This is a genomic window from Pseudoalteromonas sp. MIP2626, from assembly GCF_013414205.1.
In the GTDB taxonomy this organism is placed as follows: Bacteria; Pseudomonadota; Gammaproteobacteria; order Enterobacterales; family Alteromonadaceae; genus Pseudoalteromonas; species Pseudoalteromonas nigrifaciens.
The window spans coordinates 25,187-45,585 of sequence record NZ_JAATTW010000006.1; the positions used below are offsets into that span (position 1 = coordinate 25,187).

At 39.8% G+C, this 20,399-nt stretch carries 16 protein-coding genes; 5 read left to right on the forward strand and 11 right to left on the reverse strand.

Annotated features, from left to right (window positions below; translation table 11 throughout):
• Positions 1-131: 131 nt before the first annotated feature.
• From HC000_RS05345 to dnaK, 9 genes are all read right to left on the reverse strand, one after another.
• Positions 132-1,607, reverse strand: a complete 1,476-nt coding sequence (locus HC000_RS05345) for a DASS family sodium-coupled anion symporter (RefSeq protein ID WP_179807137.1) — start codon at positions 1,605-1,607, stop codon at positions 132-134.
• Positions 1,608-1,618: 11 nt separating this feature from the next.
• Complete coding sequence (locus HC000_RS05350) at positions 1,619-2,578, reverse strand: porin (protein WP_179807161.1); 960 nt, start codon at positions 2,576-2,578, stop codon at positions 1,619-1,621.
• A gap of 191 nt (positions 2,579-2,769) precedes the next feature.
• Positions 2,770-4,134, reverse strand: coding sequence for a sigma-54 dependent transcriptional regulator (locus HC000_RS05355; RefSeq protein WP_179807138.1), 1,365 nt, complete (start codon positions 4,132-4,134; stop codon positions 2,770-2,772).
• On the reverse strand, positions 4,127-5,857 hold the full coding sequence (locus HC000_RS05360; RefSeq protein ID WP_179807139.1) for a cache domain-containing protein: 1,731 nt from the start codon (positions 5,855-5,857) through the stop codon (positions 4,127-4,129). Before HC000_RS05360 ends, HC000_RS05355 begins: the two co-directional genes overlap by 8 nt.
• A gap of 149 nt (positions 5,858-6,006) precedes the next feature.
• Positions 6,007-6,270: a hypothetical protein gene (locus HC000_RS05365; RefSeq protein WP_058374978.1), complete on the reverse strand. Its 264-nt coding sequence runs from the start codon at positions 6,268-6,270 to the stop codon at positions 6,007-6,009.
• 164 nt (positions 6,271-6,434) lie between these two features.
• Positions 6,435-6,686: a hypothetical protein gene (locus HC000_RS05370; protein ID WP_041454920.1), complete on the reverse strand. Its 252-nt coding sequence runs from the start codon at positions 6,684-6,686 to the stop codon at positions 6,435-6,437.
• A 56-nt stretch (positions 6,687-6,742) separates the two neighbouring features.
• On the reverse strand, positions 6,743-7,204 hold the full coding sequence (gene ybaK, locus HC000_RS05375) for a Cys-tRNA(Pro) deacylase (RefSeq protein WP_086995751.1): 462 nt from the start codon (positions 7,202-7,204) through the stop codon (positions 6,743-6,745).
• 77 nt (positions 7,205-7,281) lie between these two features.
• Positions 7,282-8,421 carry a molecular chaperone DnaJ gene (dnaJ, locus tag HC000_RS05380; protein WP_179807140.1) on the reverse strand — a complete coding sequence of 380 codons (1,140 nt, stop codon included), beginning with the start codon at positions 8,419-8,421 and terminating at the stop codon, positions 7,282-7,284.
• 189 nt (positions 8,422-8,610) lie between these two features.
• Positions 8,611-10,527: a molecular chaperone DnaK gene (dnaK, locus tag HC000_RS05385; protein WP_179807141.1), complete on the reverse strand. Its 1,917-nt coding sequence runs from the start codon at positions 10,525-10,527 to the stop codon at positions 8,611-8,613.
• A 254-nt stretch (positions 10,528-10,781) separates the two neighbouring features.
• On the opposite strand from dnaK, the gene HC000_RS05390 reads away from it, so the two are divergent.
• From HC000_RS05390 to HC000_RS05405, 4 genes are all read left to right on the forward strand, one after another.
• The gene (locus tag HC000_RS05390) at positions 10,782-11,597 is read left to right on the forward strand and encodes a thioesterase family protein (RefSeq protein WP_089369220.1); all 816 of its coding nucleotides are present in this window, start codon (positions 10,782-10,784) and stop codon (positions 11,595-11,597) included.
• 163 nt (positions 11,598-11,760) lie between these two features.
• Positions 11,761-12,984, forward strand: a complete 1,224-nt coding sequence (locus HC000_RS05395; protein WP_232503367.1) for a paraquat-inducible protein A — start codon at positions 11,761-11,763, stop codon at positions 12,982-12,984.
• Positions 12,981-14,636, forward strand: coding sequence for an intermembrane transport protein PqiB (gene pqiB, locus HC000_RS05400; RefSeq protein ID WP_179807142.1), 1,656 nt, complete (start codon positions 12,981-12,983; stop codon positions 14,634-14,636). Before HC000_RS05395 ends, pqiB begins: the two co-directional genes overlap by 4 nt.
• Positions 14,636-15,250, forward strand: a complete 615-nt coding sequence (locus HC000_RS05405; RefSeq protein ID WP_011329981.1) for a PqiC family protein — start codon at positions 14,636-14,638, stop codon at positions 15,248-15,250. The genes pqiB and HC000_RS05405 overlap by 1 nt, the downstream gene beginning before the upstream one ends.
• Positions 15,251-15,266: 16 nt before the next feature.
• Here HC000_RS05405 and HC000_RS05410 read toward each other — a convergent pair whose 3' ends face one another.
• Positions 15,267-15,773, reverse strand: coding sequence for a GNAT family N-acetyltransferase (locus HC000_RS05410; RefSeq protein WP_089369217.1), 507 nt, complete (start codon positions 15,771-15,773; stop codon positions 15,267-15,269).
• Between the two features lie 266 nt (positions 15,774-16,039).
• Here HC000_RS05410 and HC000_RS05415 point away from each other — a divergent pair, with 266 nt between their 5' ends.
• A complete protein-coding gene (locus tag HC000_RS05415) occupies positions 16,040-17,422 on the forward strand; it encodes a Na+/H+ antiporter NhaC family protein (RefSeq protein ID WP_011329979.1) in 1,383 nt (460 codons plus the stop codon).
• Between the two features lie 89 nt (positions 17,423-17,511).
• Here the strand turns inward: HC000_RS05415 and HC000_RS05420 are convergent, their stop codons facing one another.
• Entirely contained in the window at positions 17,512-20,394 is a 2,883-nt protein-coding gene (locus tag HC000_RS05420) for an insulinase family protein (protein WP_179807143.1), read from the reverse strand.
• Between the last annotated feature and the right edge of the window lie 5 nt (positions 20,395-20,399).

The following is a 20,399-nucleotide window of genomic DNA, read 5'->3' on the forward strand; positions in this document are numbered from 1 at the left end:
TGTAATACGAGCAATAAAGAGTAATTTTGCATAGTATTGAACTATATACAAAACTACTCTGGTTTTGGTTGGAACTAAGTGGTAACTATTGCAGCTATTGGCTGTTGTTTAGCAGCCAATAGCTGCGCAATTTAAAAGCCAAATACTTGCGCTGCAATTGTCATTGTTACTAAGGTAATTAAAACAATTGCCACAATATTAAGCACAAAGCCTGCACGTATCATGTCGCGCATTTGTATTTGCCCTGAGCCAAACACAATTGCGTTTGGTGGGGTGGCTACTGGCATCATAAACGCACAACTACAGGCAATCGCCGCTGGAATAACCCACACAAGTGGTGAGCCTGCAATCGATTCTGCAACGGGGCCCAGTAAGGGTAAAAAACCAGCCGCGGTGGCGGTGTTACTGGTGATCTCGGTTAAAAATGTAATTAATGCAACGACCACTAAAATACTCATAACGAGAGGGATAGCACTCGCACCTTGGATCATTTGTGCAATATATTGCGCCAAGCCCGATGACTTTATTTGCGAGGCAAGTGTTAAGCCACCACCAAACAATAATAATACGCCCCAAGGTACCCTAGCAGCACTTTCCCAATCTAAAATACGCTCGTTAGTACCTTTATTTGCAGGCAATACAAATAATAATAGCGCCGCTGCAATCGCAATAGTGGTGTCTGAAATACTCAAACCACTAAATTCGCCTAGCAAAGGTCTAAATATCCAACACGCTGCAGCAAGCACAAATACAAATAGCACGCCTTTTTCGGCGCGTTGCATTTCACCAAGTGCTTTTAATTGCTCAGTAAAAACTGTTTTAGTGTCTATTTTTTGATTGTTTTTGATACCTGAGTCTACTTTATATGCAAACTTTGTAAGCCAAATCCAACTAATAAACAACATACTTACCGCCAGTGGCACACCCACTAGCATCCATTGTGCAAAGCCAATTTCTATTTGGTAGCTGTCGGACAAATAAGCCGCCATTAATGCATTCGGCGGAGTACCGATTAATGTGGCAATACCACCAATACTGGCACCATAAGCAATAGAAAGCAGTAAAGCTTTACCAAACCCTTCATTGCTAGGATCTGACTGCTTTACTAAATGTGTAATAGACAAGGCTATTGGTAACATCATCACTGCGGTTGCTGTGTTTGACATCCACATGGATAAAAAGGCCGTGACCAGCATCATAGCTAAAATTTGTAAGCTAGGTTTAGTGCCTGCATACAGCATAGTGCTAAGTGCTATGCGTTTATGTAATCCCCAGCGCTCCATTGCAATAGAAATTAAAAACCCACCTAAAAATAAAAATATTAATGGATGAGCATAAGGCGCAGCTACACTTTTCATACCCGCTATACCAACCAGTGGCGATATAACAAGTGGCAATAAAGCCGTCGCCGGAATAGGCACTACTTCGCTTACCCACCACGATGCCATCCAAAATGCTAACCCAGCAGTTTTAAACGCTGCACTGGACATACCCGTAGGAGGATCGAGTAAACAGGTTAATAGCATTATGCTTGGCCCAAGTAGCAGTAAAAACCATTGCTTAAATTGGCTTTTAGGCGCGTTATTTTGCAAAATTTGTTGTGTCATTTATCTAAACCTTAAAATTTGTACCTAAGACCAAGCGCTAAGCTGCTATCGGCGTTTTCTTCTAAGTCTAAGTCTGTATATAAAAGATAAGCCGTGGTTTGTTTATCAAATACATAGTCCAAACCTGTACTCCACTGAGTGGCTTCTGATTCTTGACGTAGTGCTGAGTCATCTTTTGCAAACTGTAATTTAGGCACCCATTTATCTAAGGTATAACTTGCACTTAGCACATAGCCATTGCCTGATTTAGTGCCATCTATTGACTCTGAGTGTTGGTACAAAGCACCTAGTTGTAACTGCTCAAACTTATAAACACCTGCAACCCGACTCGCTTTAATATTATTAAGTGAGTCAACATGGCTTAAAGAAATATAATATGGCGTATTGTTTAAATTACGATCACCGTAAATAAGTGTAGCGGCAAAACCCGCTTGGTTATCTTTATTATCGTCTTTAGGGGCATAGGTAAATGAAAACTGAGCATTATGCCAATAGTTTGAAGTGTAAGTGATGGTATCGCCAAGGCGGTCTTGCCCGGCAATAACTTGTGCTATATCGGCTTGTGTTTCGTTAAAATTATCCAGCTTACCTTCTGAGTATTTAAAGCGGGTATCGTTTCTGCCAACAACTATTTCACCAAATGCACCTTTTAAACCTAAATAAGTATTACGCGCTGCAAACGGCTCGTTAGTGTCGTCATGTTCAAAGCCCTTTACTTGCACTTCGTATTTAAATACCGCGCTAACGTACTCGTTAAGTGTGTGTTGTCCTTTGATCCCTATGCGTGAAAAGGGCGCGTCTATTTGTGTGCCTTCATCGGCGTAGCGCATAACACCTGTGTCGGTTTTAGCTATTTGTACTTCCGCTTTACCATACACAGAATACTCAGCAGCTAATACCATATTAGGTAAGGCTGCTATGCTACACAATAAAGTAAGCGCAGAGCGTTTAGTATGTGTGTTGTTTATCATCATGTGTCCTAAAAATTAGAATCTACTTATTGTTGTACACCCATTAAAGCAAAATGATGGCCAACTACTAAATAAACATAAATTTCAGTAAGTTAAATGATTAACACTGTTTTTAAAGCAAAAAAGTGTGCGGATATCCGCACACTTTTATTTAAAAACATCACCTTTACCGCACACGACAACCGTACGCCCTAGTCAGTAAACATATCGCGATTTAAACCGTATTTACTCATTTTGTCGTACAAGGTTTTACGCGCAATTTGTAGCGTGCCCATGGTGTTTTTTATACTGCCATGGTTACGCTCTAATGCTTCTTCTATTAAAGATTGCTCATAATAACTGACCTTTTCGGCCAAACTTAAATCTTGTGATAACACTTGCTGATCTGCTGAATCACTTTGCGCAAATGCTAATTCAGGCCCTAACAATACCGCCCGTTCTGCTTGGTTTCTTAGCTCACGCACATTACCCGGCCAGTCGTAGGCTAATAAGCGTTGCTCTAACTCTACATTTAACGCGCCAAGTGGTTTATAAAATCGCGTTGCCGCAATTGAGCTAAAGTGCTTAAATAATAAAGGAATATCAGCTTTTCGATCGCGCAGCGCTGGAATGCTTACTTTAACCAAACTAAGGCGATAATATAAATCGGCTCTAAACCCACCTTCATTCACCAATGCCAGCAAATCAACTTTAGTAGCAGCAACAATGCGAATATCTAAGTTAACGGTATGATTAGCGCCAACCGGTGTTACCTTTCGCTCCTCTAGTACACGTAGTAACTTTACTTGTAACGACAACGGGGTGCTTTCTATTTCATCTAAAAAAACAGTGCCACCTTGAGCAAATTCAAATTTACCCTTTCTATTTTTTGTGGCCCCTGTATATGCACCGCTTACAGCGCCAAACAGTTCACTTTCTATGAGCTGCTCTGGCACAGCACCACAGTTAATCGCCACAAATTGACAGCTTGAACGGTTACTGTGGTCGTGTAAGTAACGTGCAACCAGCTCTTTGCCCGTCCCGGTTTCACCTTCAATTAATATATCTGCAGGGGTATCTATCACGGTATTAAGCAGCTTCATCATGTGCTGCATTTTTGGCGTATCACCTAAAATACGCACGCCCGGTGCTGAGGTTTTTTCTACTGCGCGTTTAAGAGCCCGGTTTTCCATTACTAGGCTGCGTTTATCGCAAGCTCTAGCAATACAATCTATTAAATGCTCGTTAAGTGGTTTTTCAAATAAATCATAAGCACCTAACTGCATCGCTTTTACCGCCACCGACACATCGGCATACCCAGTTAAAAATATAACCGGTAACTCACTATCAAATGCTTTTATTTGCTCAAGTAACGTAAGCCCATCCATTGCTGGCATATTAATGTCGCTAAGTACCACACCGCTATAGCCTCGGCTTAAGCGACTAAGCGCCGTTGCTCCATCACTAAAACATTGAACTTGGTAGCCTTCCAAGCTGAGTAATTGATTTAACGAATCGCGGATCATCGCCTCGTCATCAATAACCATTACCTGTTTACAAAGCGGTGGCTCAATCATGTTGTGACTCCGCAGTACTCCAAAGACAAATAATAAACTGCGCCCCCCCTTCTGGGCGATTATGCGCACTTAAACGACCATCAAACGAGTCGATAATTTGCTTAGATATTGATAAACCAAGGCCTAAACCAGTACTCGACTTGGTACTATAAAATGGTTCAAAAATAGAGCCTAAAGTATGGTGTTCTATGCCAGATCCTGTATCTAATATCGATAGTTTTACGCGTCCATCAAAGCATTCAACTTCAAAACTTAATTGCCGCGTTGCGCAGTTACTCATTGCCTGCGATGCATTAGTAATAACGTTAACTAATACTTGTTCAAACTTAAGCGAATCGACCAAAACGGTAATATTTTGCTCAAACTGCGGAGGAATAACGCTAATATCATCTTGTTTTAGTTGTGAATGAGTGATCATTAAAGCGTTATTTAATAATGCCGACAAAGGGTGCGGCCTTAGTTGCATTTTTGAAGGTTTACTAAAGTGTTTTAATTGCGCAACAATTTTATGCACCCGCTCTACTAAGCCCTCAATAATGACTAAGTTCTCGTTTAATGCTGTTAACTTACCTTTATTTAGCAATATTTTTGCACTGGCTAAATAAGCGTTCATGGCACACAAAGGCTGGTTAATTTCATGGTTTATGCCTGCGCTTAATTGCCCTATGGTGGCAAGTTTTGCAGACTGTACTAAAGCGGTTTGAGCTTTTTCAAGTGCTTGGGTACGCTCAATCACTTTTTGCTCTAAACTGTGCCTAGAATAAAGTAGTTTTTTATAACCAGCAAAACGTGCAAGTAAGCTATAAACGATAAAAATAAACACACAATAAAAAATCATCAACCATAACAACCGAGGTAACTGCATGGCTGCTATGTTAGAAACATCTACTAATACGTTCATTTGAGCATTAAAGTGTTTTAATGGCTTAGAGGCCACTACATATAAACGCTTAGCAATTTTAAATTGTGCAATGTTTTGGCTATTAAATTGTTGTAAAGGAATAAGACCCGGCTGGTAATCTAAATAAGCACGACGTTGATTTATTTCCCGCCTGGCTGCAATATCCAGCTCTTGAAAACTGTTTAAACGCCAATTAGGCTCATCCGACATAGCAATAACATTATCTGCTAATTGTAAATAAAAATGACTACCTGCTGCCGTATTAAGCAGCGATCTGTCGTCTTCAAACTTAGCAACATTTACTTTTAGCGCCACAACCCCAATTGCTTTACCTTCATGATAAATAGCCTGCGAAAAATATAATCCACGCTCTTTTGAACGCTGACCAAGCGCAAAATAAGCTACCTTTTCACCCGCAAATGCTTGTTTAAAATACGGTCGAAATGAAAAGTTATTCCCTAAAAAAGTATAATCGGCCTGCCAATTACTGCTCGCAACAACCTCGCCCTGAGTATTAAGTATATAAATATCAGATGCGCCACTGGCTTTTTGTATATCCGCTAAGTAGTTGTTAATAGCGCTATAATGCTCTTCTTCATTATTAGTAAAGCGAATGAGTAAGTTGTTATTGGTGAGTAATTGCGGGATCGCAGCAAATCGAGCAAGCTCATTATCAATGTAGTTATTTAATTGGCTTACTTGTTGGTCGGCTTGTTTTTTTGCTTGCTCTAAGTCATGTATTCGACCAAACCAAAAAGTGAATGTTAACAACAAGAGTAACAATAAAAATGCGAAAATAATTTTTTTAGGAATGAAGAACATAAACGCCTATAAAACGGGTAATGTTAGCTATTAATAATGGGGTATAGTTTATCTGCATAATGCAAAGAGAGATATAAACTTTTTGTTAACAATTGTATTAAAAACATAAAAACCGTGAAATAAGGCAATTTCACGGTATAAAAGTATAATTAAGCTTTGGCTAGCTTTGGTTTATTTTTAACATATTTATATAAACCAATTAAAGAGGCTGCAATCCAAAATATTTCAATTACAAAACTGGCTAAATTAAAGTTATAACAAAGACTAATAAGCAGCAATATAGCGCCGGTTAAGTTCATCATGTTATAAAGCAAACTCGCTGGTGATACTTTATTTAGTTGTAACAAAAAAAATGAACCCACTACTAAAGCAGTACCCGTCATACCTACAATATCAAATAAAAGTGCAATCACACGTCTATCCTTTTCCATTTTAAAAACCCAATTGACTGGCCCGATCCGTGGGGAGGGTATTTTTCAATCATTGAAACAGCAAAACCGGTTAAGTTTATCAATGTAGCAAATTCAATCAAGGGCTTATGTCCGCCCTAATCTGAATATTGAAATAAACAGATGCTTTATTTAAAAGTGACTTTTCCACCAATCATTTTATACGCAGCAGTGCCTTTAATAATCGCGGGCCGCGCAAATGGGCGTTCGCATTTTGGGCAAATACAAGGCTGCTTAGTATAGTCTTGGCTAATACGCTCAATAAAACATTTAACTAACGCACCTTTCCCCCCTTTACGATACTTAAATAAAGGTGCCCTGCAGCTTGAGCAAAATATATCGACCGTTTTGGTTGGCCCTTTTTTATTTGGCTTTGCCATTTGTCCTCCATTTTTGCAGTAATTTAATTAACTAAGCGTTATAAAATCAATGCTGATTAAAATTCCCCCAACACTGCTGCTGTTAATTTGGCTAACTCATGGGGGTTAATTGCAATGTCTAAGCCTCGTTTACCTGCACTTACATAAATACATGCAAATTGTGCAGCGCTGCTGTGCAAAAAAGTAGCAAGACGTTTTTTTTGTCCCAGTGGGCTCACGCCTCCTAATACATAACCTGTGCTTGCTTGCACTTTTTTTGCCGCAGCCATAGCTACCTTTTTAGCGCCACACAATGAGGCAAGCAGCTTTAAGTTAACTTGCTGAGAAACAGGTGTAATGGCGACTATGAGCTGTCCATCTTGGTTTTCCAGCACTATGGTTTTAAAAACCTGATCCCTATTAAGGTTTAGCTTTTGGGCTGCTTCAAGGCCAAAGTTAGTGGTGTTTGGATCGTGCTCATAGCTTAATAATTCAAAACCAATTTTTTGTTTTTTCAGTAACTCTATTGCTGGTGTCATATGTTGCTACGCTATTATTTTAAGCAAAAAAAAACGACGCTCTAAAAAGCGCCGTTTAATATTATAAAACACATTAATTATTTAGTTAAATCATCAAAAAACTTTTTAACACCGTCAAAAAAGCCTTGCTCTTTAGGACGGTTTTTTGAGCTATCTTTGCCCATGCTTTCTTCTAATTCTTCTAATAATTCACGCTGACGTTCGTTCAGGTTTATTGGTGTTTCAATAACCACTTTACAAATTAAGTCGCCTATTGCACCACTGCGAACAGATTTAACGCCTTTGCCACGCATACGGAACATTTTGCCCGTTTGTGTTTCAGAAGGAATTTTCAGCTTAGCGCGTCCATCAAGTGTTGGCACTTCAATTTCGCCACCAAGACCCGCTGTAGTAAAGCTAATAGGAACTTCACAATGTAAGTTATTTGCGTCACGTACAAAAATACGGTGTTCACGAACAGATACTTGCACATACAAGTCGCCAGAAGGCGCACCATGCATTCCCGCTTCGCCTTCGCCCGTTAAGCGAATACGATCGCCGGTATCAACACCCGCAGGAATTTTAACCGATAAGGTTTTCGTTTTTTCTACGCGGCCCTGTCCATGACAGCTATCACAAGGGTTAGAAATAATCTGACCTTGCCCCTGACACGTAGGACACGTTTGCTGAACAGCAAAAAAGCCTTGGCGCATTTGTACTTGCCCAGCACCATGACACGTAGTACATGTTTTTGGCTTAGAGCCAGCCTTTGCACCGCTGCCATCACATGGATCACAACCTACCCAGGTTGGTATTTTAATTTCGACTTCTTTACCACGAACCGCTTCTTCTAAGCTTAAGTCCATGTTGTAACGCAAATCAGATCCACGTTGCTGACGAGATTGACGTCGACCACCGCCGCCACCAAAAATATCGCCAAAAACATCACCAAAAACATCGCCAAAGTCGCCATGACCGCCGCCAAAACCACCATGACCACCACCGCCGCCTTGTTCAAAAGCTGCATGGCCGTATTGGTCGTAAGTTTGACGTTTTTGCGGGTCAGTCAATATTTCGTAAGCTTCTTTTACTTCTTTAAACTTTGTTTCAAGCTCTTTATCGCCTGAAGTACGATCTGGATGATATTTCATCGCTAAGCGTTTATACGCTTTTTTAATGTCTCGCTCACTCGCATCTTTGCTTACGCCGAGGACTTCGTAATAATCGCGTTTTGACATATCTACCACACTACTCTTTTCTATTTGCAGCTAGGCTGCTTGATAAACCGATAAATCGTATCGATTTACCACCTAATTCTCATGCAAAAGGCGCGTCAAGCTATTGCCTGCGCGCCTCAATCGTTCATTCTAACTTAAACACTTAACTAAGTTATAGTGCTTTGTGTTAGCTAGAAGCGTAAGCAACAATTACTTGTCGTCTTTAACTTCTTCAAACTCTGCATCAACTACGTCGTCATCTTGCTTAGCAGATTGTTGTTGCTCGCCTGCGTCAGCTGAACCTTGTTGAGCTTTAGCTTGTGCAATTTCCATAAGCTTTTGAGACTTTTCAGCAAGCGCTTGAGTTTTAGCTTCAATTTCGTCTTTCTTATCACTCTTAATAGCAGCTTCAAGGTCAACTACAGCCGCTTCAATCGCTTCTTTGTCTTCACTTGGAAGTGCATCGCCAGCTTCTTCAATTTGCTTGCGTGTACCGTGAACCATTGCATCTGCTTGGTTACGAGTCGCTACTAGCTCTTCGAATTTTTTGTCATCTTCAGCATGCGCTTCAGCATCACGAATCATTTGTTCCACTTCTTCATCGCTTAAGCCTGAAGATGCTTGAATCGTAATTTTTTGCTCTTTACCTGTATCTTTATCTTTAGCAGATACATGTAAGATACCATCGGCATCCACGTCGAATGTTACTTCGATTTGTGGTGTACCACGTTGTGCTGGACGAATACCTTCTAGGTTAAATTGACCTAGAGATTTGTTGTCGCTTGAACGCTTACGCTCACCTTGCAGTACATGAATTGTTACTGCAGACTGATTATCTTCAGCAGTTGAGAAAGTTTGCGATTTCTTTGTAGGAATCGTGGTGTTCTTCTCAATTAGTGCTGTCATTACCGAGCCCATTGTCTCAATACCTAGAGATAATGGAGAAACGTCTAGTAATAGTACGTCTTTAACGTCACCAGCTAGTACACCACCTTGAATTGCCGCGCCTACTGCAACAGCTTCATCGGGGTTAACATCTTTACGTGGCTCTTTACCAAAGAACTCAGCAACTGTTTTTTGTACTAAAGGCATACGTGTTTGGCCACCAACAAGAATAATGTCGTTGATGTCGCTTACTGATAAATCAGCATCAGCAAGTGCACGTTTTAATGGTTCAATTGACTTAGTTACTAAGTCTTCAACAAGTGACTCAAGCTTAGCACGTGTTAGTTTCACGTTCATGTGCTTAGGACCTGTTGCATCTGCAGTTACATACGGAAGGTTTACTTCTGTAGATTGTGCAGAAGATAGTTCAATCTTCGCTTTTTCAGCAGCTTCTTTAACACGTTGCATTGCAAGTGGGTCAGTTTTTAAGTCTAGACCTTGGTCTTTCTTAAATTCAGCTACTAGGTAGTTAATTACGCGGTTATCGAAATCTTCACCACCTAAGTGCGTGTCACCATTTGTAGCAAGTACTTCAAACGTGTGCTCGCCTTCAACTTCATCAATTTCAATAATTGATAAATCGAAAGTACCGCCACCTAAGTCGTATACTGCAACGATGTTTTCACCACGGTTTTTGTCCATGCCGTAAGCAAGTGCTGCAGCAGTTGGCTCGTTGATGATACGCTTAACTTCAAGGCCTGCAATACGACCCGCATCTTTTGTAGCTTGACGCTGTGAATCGTTAAAGTATGCCGGAACTGTGATAACTGCTTCAGTTACTGCTTCACCTAAGAAGTCTTCAGCCGTTTTCTTCATTTTTTTCAGGATTTCAGCAGAAATTTGTGGTGCAGCGCGTTTTTCGCCGCCTGCTTCAACCCATGCATCACCGTTATCGGCTTTAACAATTTTAAATGGCATGATGCCGATATCGCGTTGCACTTCTTCGTCTTCAAAACGACGACCAATTAAACGCTTAATAGCAAATACTGTGTTTGTTGGGTTAGTAACCGCTTGACGTTTAGCTGGCTGACCAACTAAAGTTTCACCGTCTTGCGTATAAGCAATAACAGACGGGGTTGTGCGATCGCCTTCCGCGTTTTCAATAACACGTGCTTTGCCACCATCAAGTACTGCAACACAAGAGTTTGTAGTACCTAAGTCTATTCCAATAATTCTACTCATGAAATTTCTCCAACTTCAATATTCATTAATACGTTCGATGACTAGTTAATAGGGATGCTGCAAACTTAATTCAACTGTAAAAATGAAAAAAATATCATTTTTTTTGATTTTTTTACAAAATAAGCTAAATAAAGTGCAATATTTGCTAGCAACGCTGGTTTTTACGCCGTTTGTATTGAACTTTAATTGCTGGTCTGACAAGTTTGGCTGTGTTATATATTTAGTAATTCGTACTTTTAAGGACACGCTAACTAATGAATTTCGATCATTTACTGCAACAAGCCGCTAATATTAACAATCAAGACGACACTAATAATGTGGCAAACACCATGCAGTTTGAAGCTAATTGGTGCCAAGGGCGCACCGCTTTTGGTGGGTTATCTGCAGCACTTTTATATCAAGCAATGAGAGCTCAAGTAAATAGTGAGCGCCGGTTATTATCTTTAAGTACTAACTTTGTTGGCCCGCTGCTTGCCGATACGCCATTTTCTTTATCGGTAGAAATACTGCGTGAAGGCAAAAGTAGTACTCAAGTACTGGCCAAAGCAATTCAAAACGAGCAAGTGTGTGTAATTGTACAAGCCTGCTTTGCTAGTAACCGCAACTCAGCTATTAATGTACCCGTTGCAAAGTCGTTAGGCTTACAAGAAGTTAATGAGCGCCATACATTGCCATTTATACAAGGGCAAATGCCGGAGTTTTTTCAACATGTTGATTTATGCCCACAACAAGGTGCTATGCCTTTTAGCAGTGCAGAAACCTCCCATTTAGGTGGGTGGATGCGCTTTAAAGAAACTCCAGCGGCCATTACTGAAGCACATATTATAGCGCTAACCGATGCATGGCCTCCTACTTTATTACAAATGTTTAAACAACCAGCGCCTGCCAGTAGTATGTCGTGGTATTTAGAGTTTGTGCAAGCGCCTAACTTAACTCCTGGTCAATGGTTGGGCTTTGAAGCAATTACCCATCATGCAAAAGGTGGTTACGGCTTAGAAGACGGCTGTATTTGGTCGCAATCGGGTGAGCTGATTGCCCTTACTCGCCAAACAGTGGCATTATTTGATTGATGTATAAGCAGTGGTATTAGCTATATATAATGTAGCGAGTGCCACTGCAATGCACTCTTAACTAATAATTAATTACGCTCAACAACAGTTATAACATTTGTATTTAGGCGATAATTATAGCAAAATTTAATTCTTTGTTTAATTCTAAGCGAACACTTTGCAAATAGCGTGTCCTTGTTGCGACTATATTATTGAGGTCCCCCAGGTTGAGGCTAAAAATGTCGCAACGTGCCCCCATTGCGGGCATAAGGTTTCTGACTCAGATACAGATCACGACAGCCGAGTTGTAGCGCTGAGCTTTAGTGCCTTGCTAATGCTACTCAGCAGCATGTTTTATCCTTTTATTTCGTTTAGCAGCAGTGGTATTACGCAAACTATAACCTTGCCCGATGCCGCGCGTATTTTATTTAATTACGATAGTAACTTGTTGGGGCTGTTTATTGATTTAAGTATTATAGCCTTGCCTATGAGCTTACTTATTATACTAATACCATTACACTTAGGTGCGCTTAGAGCGCTACCTCAAGGTATTGCTCGACGATTATTAAAATTTACCCTAGCGCTTGAACCTTGGATTATGTCGGAGATTTTTCTCATTGGCGTACTTGTTAGTATGGTTAAAATAATGTCTCTCGCCGATATTAGTTTTGGGGTGAGCTTTTGGGCTTATGTGGGCTTTGTTATTTTATATATTAGTGCGTTAACACATTTAAACCGCCCCCGCTTGTGGGCACAAATTGGCCCAGTAGAAAAACTTGAAAATATAAACCTTACTCATCGCGCCATTGATAACGATATAAAAGCTTGCCATGTGTGCCATCAACTATGCACGCAAAGTGTTTGTAATCGTTGCCATAGTAAAACCTATCTTAGAAACCCCAACAGTGTACAAAAAGCTACGGCTTGGTTAATTACCTCTATTATTTGCTATATTCCAGCCAATGTTTTACCCATTATGTATACCACCAGTTTAGGTGATGAAAGCCCTTCAACCTTAATTGCTGGTGTTATTGCACTGTGGCAAAATGGCTCGTACCCTATTGCTATGATTATATTTATTGCCAGTGTTGTAGTCCCACTTGCAAAGGCTTTAGTATTGAGCTTTTTGTGTTTTATGGTTGCCAAACCCGCAAATGATCACACCATAGGGTATACACGTATTTATCAACTTACTGAATTTATTGGGAAATGGTCTATGATTGATGTGTTTGTTGTGGCCATTTTAGTTGCTTTGGTACAATTGGGTAACTTAATGTCGGTAACGCCCGGCTTAGGCGTTGCCTTTTTTACTGTTATGGTACTATGTCAAATGATGGCAGCTCACGCCTTTGACCCACGTTTGCTATGGGATTCACCTAAAAATAATAACGCAGAGAATAATGCATGACCGAAACCGCTAATATTACACAAAAATCAAAAATTTCTGCAATTTGGATTATTCCCGTTATTGCCCTGTTTGTGGGTGTTTGGATGCTTTATCAATACCAAACTAATTTAGGCCCCACTATTTATATAACCATGCCACAAGCGGAGGGGATAGTTGCGGGAAAAACCGAAATTAAAGTACGCAGTGTTAAAATTGGCCAAATAGATCATGTGCGTTTATCCGACTCGCAAGACAGTGTTATTGCCCGCGCTCAAATAGATAAAAACTACGATAACTTACTCACCGAAGATGCCAAAATTTGGGTGGTAAAACCGCGTATAGATGAAACCGGCATTAGTGGCATGAGTACGCTTTTATCAGGTGTATATTTAGAGTTTTCGCCTGGAGAAAGTAAAAAGAAAAAAGAAAAGTTTGAACTACAAGACGAGCCTGCCTTAATTGGTAAAGATGTTAAAGGCGGACGCTTTAAGTTATTGAGCTACAACGCTGAGGTACTTGAAGTAAGTACCGGTATATTTTTCAAAAACTATAAAATTGGGCAAATAGAAACCGCGACATTTGATTGGAAAAACCAAGCCATGAAGTACGGTATTTTTATTAAAGCACCCTACGAAAACCTGATCACCTTAAATTCTATTTTTTGGGTTAACTCTGGTATAGAAATTGACCTTTCTGCTGATGGCATAAACATTAATACCGGATCGCTTAGTAAACTTTTAAAAGGCGGTATATCGGTGGGCTTACCCGATCAACAAGCACCTGGCGATATTGCCCAAAATGAGCATAGCTTTTCGCTTAGTCAAAGCTATAAAGAAGCACTAGAAGAGCGCTTTTACGACTTTGACTACTATCTTATTGAGTTTGAGCAATCAATTCGCGGCCTGCGCGCTGGCGCTCCGGTTGAATACCGAGGAACTCGAATTGGTACAGTAGTAGAAGCCCCTGCCAATGTGATTATTAACGGCAAACCAGCTCACTTTAAAAACCAAAATACGGCTGTACCTGTGCTTATTAAAATAGAATATGGGCGCCTATACCACGATAACGATTTAGCTAAAGAGTATTGGCAAACGAGTTTAAATGGCTGGGTAAACAATGGTATGCGCGCTTCGCTTAAACCGGGTAATTTACTTACCGGTGCTGTGTATGTCGACTTTGATATTTATACCGATGCGCCTGATGCAAAACTAGAAAAACTGGCTCAATATGATGTTTTTCCAAGTATATCTAGCGGTATTACTGTATTAGCCGATCAGGTTTCTGATGTACTTAATAAGGTAAACGAGCTAAAAATCGAAGATAGCTTAGCACAAATGCAAGCCACTTTTAGCGACTACCAAGGGTTGGCCAACGACATGCGCGATTTGCTAAACCAAAAAGACACACAAAATTTACCGGGTGACTTTAATCAAAACTTCAAAAAAATGACCAAGAGTATGGAACAATTTGAAGTCACTATGCGCCAATTTGATAAAACCATGGCCAGCTACCAAGCAGGTTCGCAGTTTAATAATCAGCTACAGCAAACCTTGCAAGAGTTTAAACGTTTAAGTGAGCAGCTACAGCCGCTAACTAAAGGCCTAAATGAGCAGCCTAATATGTTTATATTTGATAAAGCATTACCCGCAGACCCTAAACCAAGGAAGCAATAATGGTTAAATCATCTTTTTTTGTTATTTTACTCGTTTTACTGCTTAGTGGTTGCAGTTCATCAATTCAAACTGCCATCGCGTATTATCAGTTTGAACAACCTATTGTTGCCTCCTCAAGAGATGTAAGTGCAACTGATGCGCAATTAAGAGTACAAACAGTTGTACTGAGGGGCGCCTTAAATAATCGCGGCATTGCTATGAAAATAGATCACAATCAAATTCATGCTGCAAACTATCACTTATGGGGTGAGTCACCTGATTCGATGCTCACCGTAAGTGCCCAACAAACACTCTTTAATGCCCTACCTAACTGGATGGTAATAAAAGGTTTACCGGTGATCACCGAGCTAGATCAACAAACTTTTTATGAATTAGAATATGAAATTCATCATTTTAATGGCGACCTACAAGGCAACGCAGATATATCTGGGCTATGGCGTTTATATTATACCCATCCCGAAACAGGCCGACGCTTATTAAGTTTGCACAATTTTGCTAATGTAACGCAACTCGACGGTGACGGCTATGATGCGCTAGTAGCAACGCTTGAAAAAACCTGGCAAGAAATCAACCTAGCAGTAGCCAAGCAAATTGAACAAACGCGGTTTAAATAATCATTACTAAAATTATTTAATGATATAAAAATAAAGAAACAACGCTGCGGCTTTCTTTATCTATTATTACTTGCCCTTGTGGCTTAAAGCCAAGCTTAATTAACACATTTTGTGATGCGCTATTATCTATTGAGGTAATGGCGCATAATTTATTAATGCCATATATACTTTTATTTTCAACTAACGCTTTTGCAGCTTCGTAAATATACCCTTGTTTTTCAAACGCTGTTAATAACGCAAATCCTATATCGGGGTGCTGCAACATTGCACGGCTATAAAAACCAACAACCCCCACTAACTGCTGATTTTTTAAAGTGATCACATAAGGGCCAAACCCTTGCGATTGGTGCGCCTCACTAAAAGCTTGCTTAATATAGGTTATAGCATCCTCAAGGGTATAAATTTTTTTATCCCCAATGTATTTTATAAAACTTTTTTGATTTACTAACTTTAATAAATCGCCAGCATCTGCTTCAACTGCATGGCGAATAATTAATCGCTCGGTATTAAATTGCCTTCGCATTTATTTGTTGACTGAAGATGTAAAGCAGATTACTTTTGCGCCGATGTTTTTATAGGCATAACAAAAGCGGTTGCACTCCTTGCACCGTCTGGCGCCAAGCCAACGTATATTACTGCTGATTATTAATTTAAAATAACAGTTCCCTAGTGATATCGCGTGCAAAAGCAGTGACTTGGAAAGTGATAAGACAACTAACTTATCATCTTCTTTGTTTTTGTTAAGCAGTTTAAATTTTTAAATATGCTTTTAATTTTGTGAATACTTAAATGCTTGAACCTTCTGCGTTAAGCTTACTGCCGCCTTTAGTGGTAGTTATTTTGGCTGTAGTACTACGCCGCCCTATTTTATCTTTATTAATTGGTGCCCTTGTTGGGCTCATAATGGCTGATCCCTCGCAGGTATTGGCTAATTTTGCCAGCACCTCACTTAAAGTAATGAGTGACGAAACCATTGGCTGGTTAATATTGGTGTGTGGTGGTTTTGGTGCGTTAATCGCCTTATTAGTCCGTACCGGTGGTGCTTCTGCATTTGGTAAGTTGGCACTTAAATACACTAAGGGCAAACGCTCTTCATTATTTATGACCTTTTGCCTTGGATTAGTTATTTTTATTGATGACTATTTAAATGCGCTTACTGTGGGTGAAACCATGAAACGCATTACCGATAAATTTAAAGTAAGCCGCGAAATGCTAGCCTACGTTGTCGACTCAACTGCGGCACCAATTTGCGTACTTGTGCCCCTATCTACGTGGGCGGTATTTTTTGGTGGTTTACTCGTAGATAACGGTATTGCTGAAGAAGGCAAAGGCATTGCTGTTTACATTCAGGCTATTCCGTATATGTTTTACGCATGGTTTGCGGTACTCGTTGTGCTGTTAGTGGTACTTGGTGTGATCCCTGCTTTTGGCCCAATGAAAAAAGCAGAACAGATGGCACAAATTGAGCAAGCACAAGTCGATCCGGCGCAATACAGTGAAGTACAAACAGCAGACGAGTACGCGGTAAAAGCAGTAGAAGAAAACTTTGAAGATGCTGATCCTAAAGGTAAATTACATAACTTTTTATTGCCTATTATTTTATTAGTCGGCTTTACCGTTTACTTTGAGATAGACGTTTATAAAGGTTTACTGGCCACTATGGCTATAATTTTGCCATTTTATGCGTTACAAAAATTAATGTCGTTTAGTGAAATGATTGAACGTATGCTCGATGGATTTAAAAGCATGATACCGGCTATAGGCACGGTTATAGCCGCGTTTATATTTAAAGATGTGTGCGATTTAATTGGCTTGCCGCAATATGTTATTAATAGTTTAAGCCCATACATGACCGCGGGTTACTTGCCTGCAGTGGTATTTATTGCAATGTCTGTTTTAGCATTTGCAACGGGCTCAAGCTGGGGAATATTTGCTGTGTCTATTCCTATTGTTATGCCGCTGGCAACGGCGGTAGATGCTAATATTCCATTAGTCATTGGCGCGTTATTATCAGCATCATCGTTTGGCAGCCAAGCATGTTTTTATTCAGACTCAACGGTATTAGCAGCCCAAGGCGCTGGCTGTAACTTAATGAGCCACGCTGTTACACAATTGCCTTATACGCTTATTGCTGCAGCACTTGCGGTGATAGGCTTTTTACTAATGGCTTAAGTTTTAGTGATGGCTTAAATTAACTGAAATAAATAAAAACCCCAATGTAGCAATACATTGGGGTTTATTTTTAGCTGTAAAAATAAAGCTTATTTTTGTAGTTTAATACCATTGTAATAGGCATCTAGCGTGGTGATTTTTGTTTGATTTGGTAAATCGGCGAAGTCACTTTCTATAAACTTAGTCCCGCGTAATTGCACATTTAAACGTGCCGCATTAGGGTTAAGCATTGTTTGTTGGTAATAGTCTTTAATATCGCTAAGCGTTACTTTCTCAACTTCATTTATTAGCTGTTGCTTTGAATCAAAATTAAAGTTTTCACGATACCAATCATTTAATAGTGGGCTCATTTCGTCACTTAAGTTTTTAGGTTGCTCTTTAAGCGATACTAACGTGGCATTTTTAAGCTGTGCAAACGTCTCCTCGTTCATGTTGTCGAGTTCAACTGCATACTCTTTCTTAAACAGATCAAAACGCGCTTGTATTTCTTTTGGCCCTTTTACTGGTGTTTGAATAAACAAACCAATCGCTGAGTAATCCTCTATGGGGCGAGCTAACGCACCAACGGCATACGCAAGTTGCTCCTCGGTACGCATTTTATCAAATGCAATGGTTCTAAAATGCCCTTGTAGCACGGCAGCTTGTGCTTTTTGTTTGTAACCCGGTGTTGGATGAACTGTCATATCAACTACGGCTACATCGGCTACATCTATATCTTTTTGTAACACTATGGTTTCACCTGGTTGTGGTAACCATGCTTTACTGCGCGCAAACTCAGTGTGTTTATAGTTACTTGGCAAAATAGCACTCAGCTCGGATGCTATTGCTGCTATGTCTTGCTGGTTATAGTTACCATAACTAAATACGCGTAAATCGTTATTAGCAAAGGTGTTTTGTTTTAAAGCATTAAAATCAGCTAAAGTTAAAGTGTTGGCTGTGCTAATTAAAGTATCAGTATCAAAGCTACCGGTACGGCTTAATTTTGTATATTCAGCAAATGCTTGCGCGTAAGGAAATTGTTTTTGCTGGTTAAGTAAATTACGTTTAAAACGATCTACAGCTTGGTTAAATGCTTGCCCACTAATATCACTGTTTAACCCACTTAATGCTTGTTTAAGCAGTACATTTTGCTTATCTGTAAAGCCACTCATAGACAAAACTAAACCATTACTTGGTGCAAGGTTTACGCTCATACCTGCAATAGCAGCCTCAGTGCTTAGTTGGCTTTGCTGTATGTTGTACAGATCGGCCCAAACAGAGTATAAAACCTCCGCTTTTACATCGTTTAGCCCCGGCTGAGTATTTATATAAACTTCAACAAGTCCCTTTGGTTGCTCGGCAAATTTTTGACTTGCCTGACGCCATATTTTCACGCCATTTTTATCATAAGCAAGCTCTGGGGATTTTTGCTGTTTAAATGCTTGGGTTTTAATAGCAAAATTTTCTGGCAGTAAGTTATTTACGCTAGGGAGCGCTAAATTAAACTGGCTTTTTTTGTTCCAGCTTGCAACTTCCTGCTCGCTTATGTCACTAATGCGGTATTTACCGTCGTAAAAGTGTAGCTGTGAGTCGGTTTCTTCTTGCTGCGATACATACCAAATGCGTAAAGTGTCGGCATTTAATTGTTTAAGCACTTTATTTACTGAGTCTGCATCAAACTTAGCGTAATAATAAGGCGCATTAATGGCATGATTTAACGGGTAATCTTGCATGCTTTGAGTCAATGTACTTACGTAGTTAAACTCATCGCCTTTTTCTAAAAACTTAAATTGATTATTTAACGAGGTACGAATTTCGTTAAAGTATTTACTATCAACGCCCTCTTTTTTAATCAATTCAATATACTGCATTATAGTCGCCACTATCGTTTCACGATTTTGCATGCCTGTATCTGTAAGCTCTACGTTAACGTTTAACGACCCGTAGTTGCCATAGTGGGTTGGCACTGCCGATGCTGACAATTGCGATACCCACCCCTTATCACGTAATATTTGCGCTGGACTGCCAGGCATTTCATTACTTAATAAGTAGGCCACAAAGCGATTAGGCTTGAGTGCAAATTCGTTATTGTTATTGCTAATGGTAAAATCAAGTTGTAACTGTTTTACATCTTCATTAGGGGCATAAAACACGCGCTTACCACCGGCATTATCAAAGTTAAGCTTGGCGGTTACTGTTGGTTTTTCGATGTTTTTATTTTTAATATCAGCAAAGTATTTTTGTGCTTTTTGCTCCATTGCCGCAATTGGCAAATTAGAAATAAGCGCTACTTTCATAATATTTGAAGAGTAGTATTTATTATAAAAATCAACTGTTTCTTTGTGTAATGAGCTGCCTTCTTTGTCACCTAAGGTTTCTAGGTTGCCAATTAAAAAACGGTTAGCTGGGTGGTCACCCATCATTTTACGCGCTAGTTTAAACTGCCCAAAAAAGTCCATTTCGCGGCGCATTGACCACTCTGCATTTACTGCATTTTTTTCTTTGTCTGTGTATTCAGGGTATAACTTGGGTGCTTTAAAAAAATCAGCAAAACGATCTAACCCTTCATCAAACGCATCGTTGTTAATTTTAAACATATAGTTGGTAATATCGAGCCAAGTATAGGCGTTGTGTGCGCCACCATTTTTGGTCATAAAATCAGAGTACCCTTTAGTATCTGGGTAGCGCTCTGTGCCTAAAAACAGCATATGCTCTAAATAATGGGCCATGCCTTGTTGGCTCATTGGGTCATGTAATAAACCCACTCCAACACTTAATGCCGCGGCTGATTTTTCAGCACTGGGGTCTGATACTAAAATAACTTCAATGTCGTTAGCTAATTTAAGCGTTTTATATTCGCGATTATCATTAGGGCTTACAACCAGCGAGTCTGATAATAAAACAGTTTGAGGTGCTTGAGATACAGATGATGTATTTGAACAACCGCTTAGTACAGCAAGTGCAATGGCACTAAAGCCAATAATTTTTTTCATTTTAT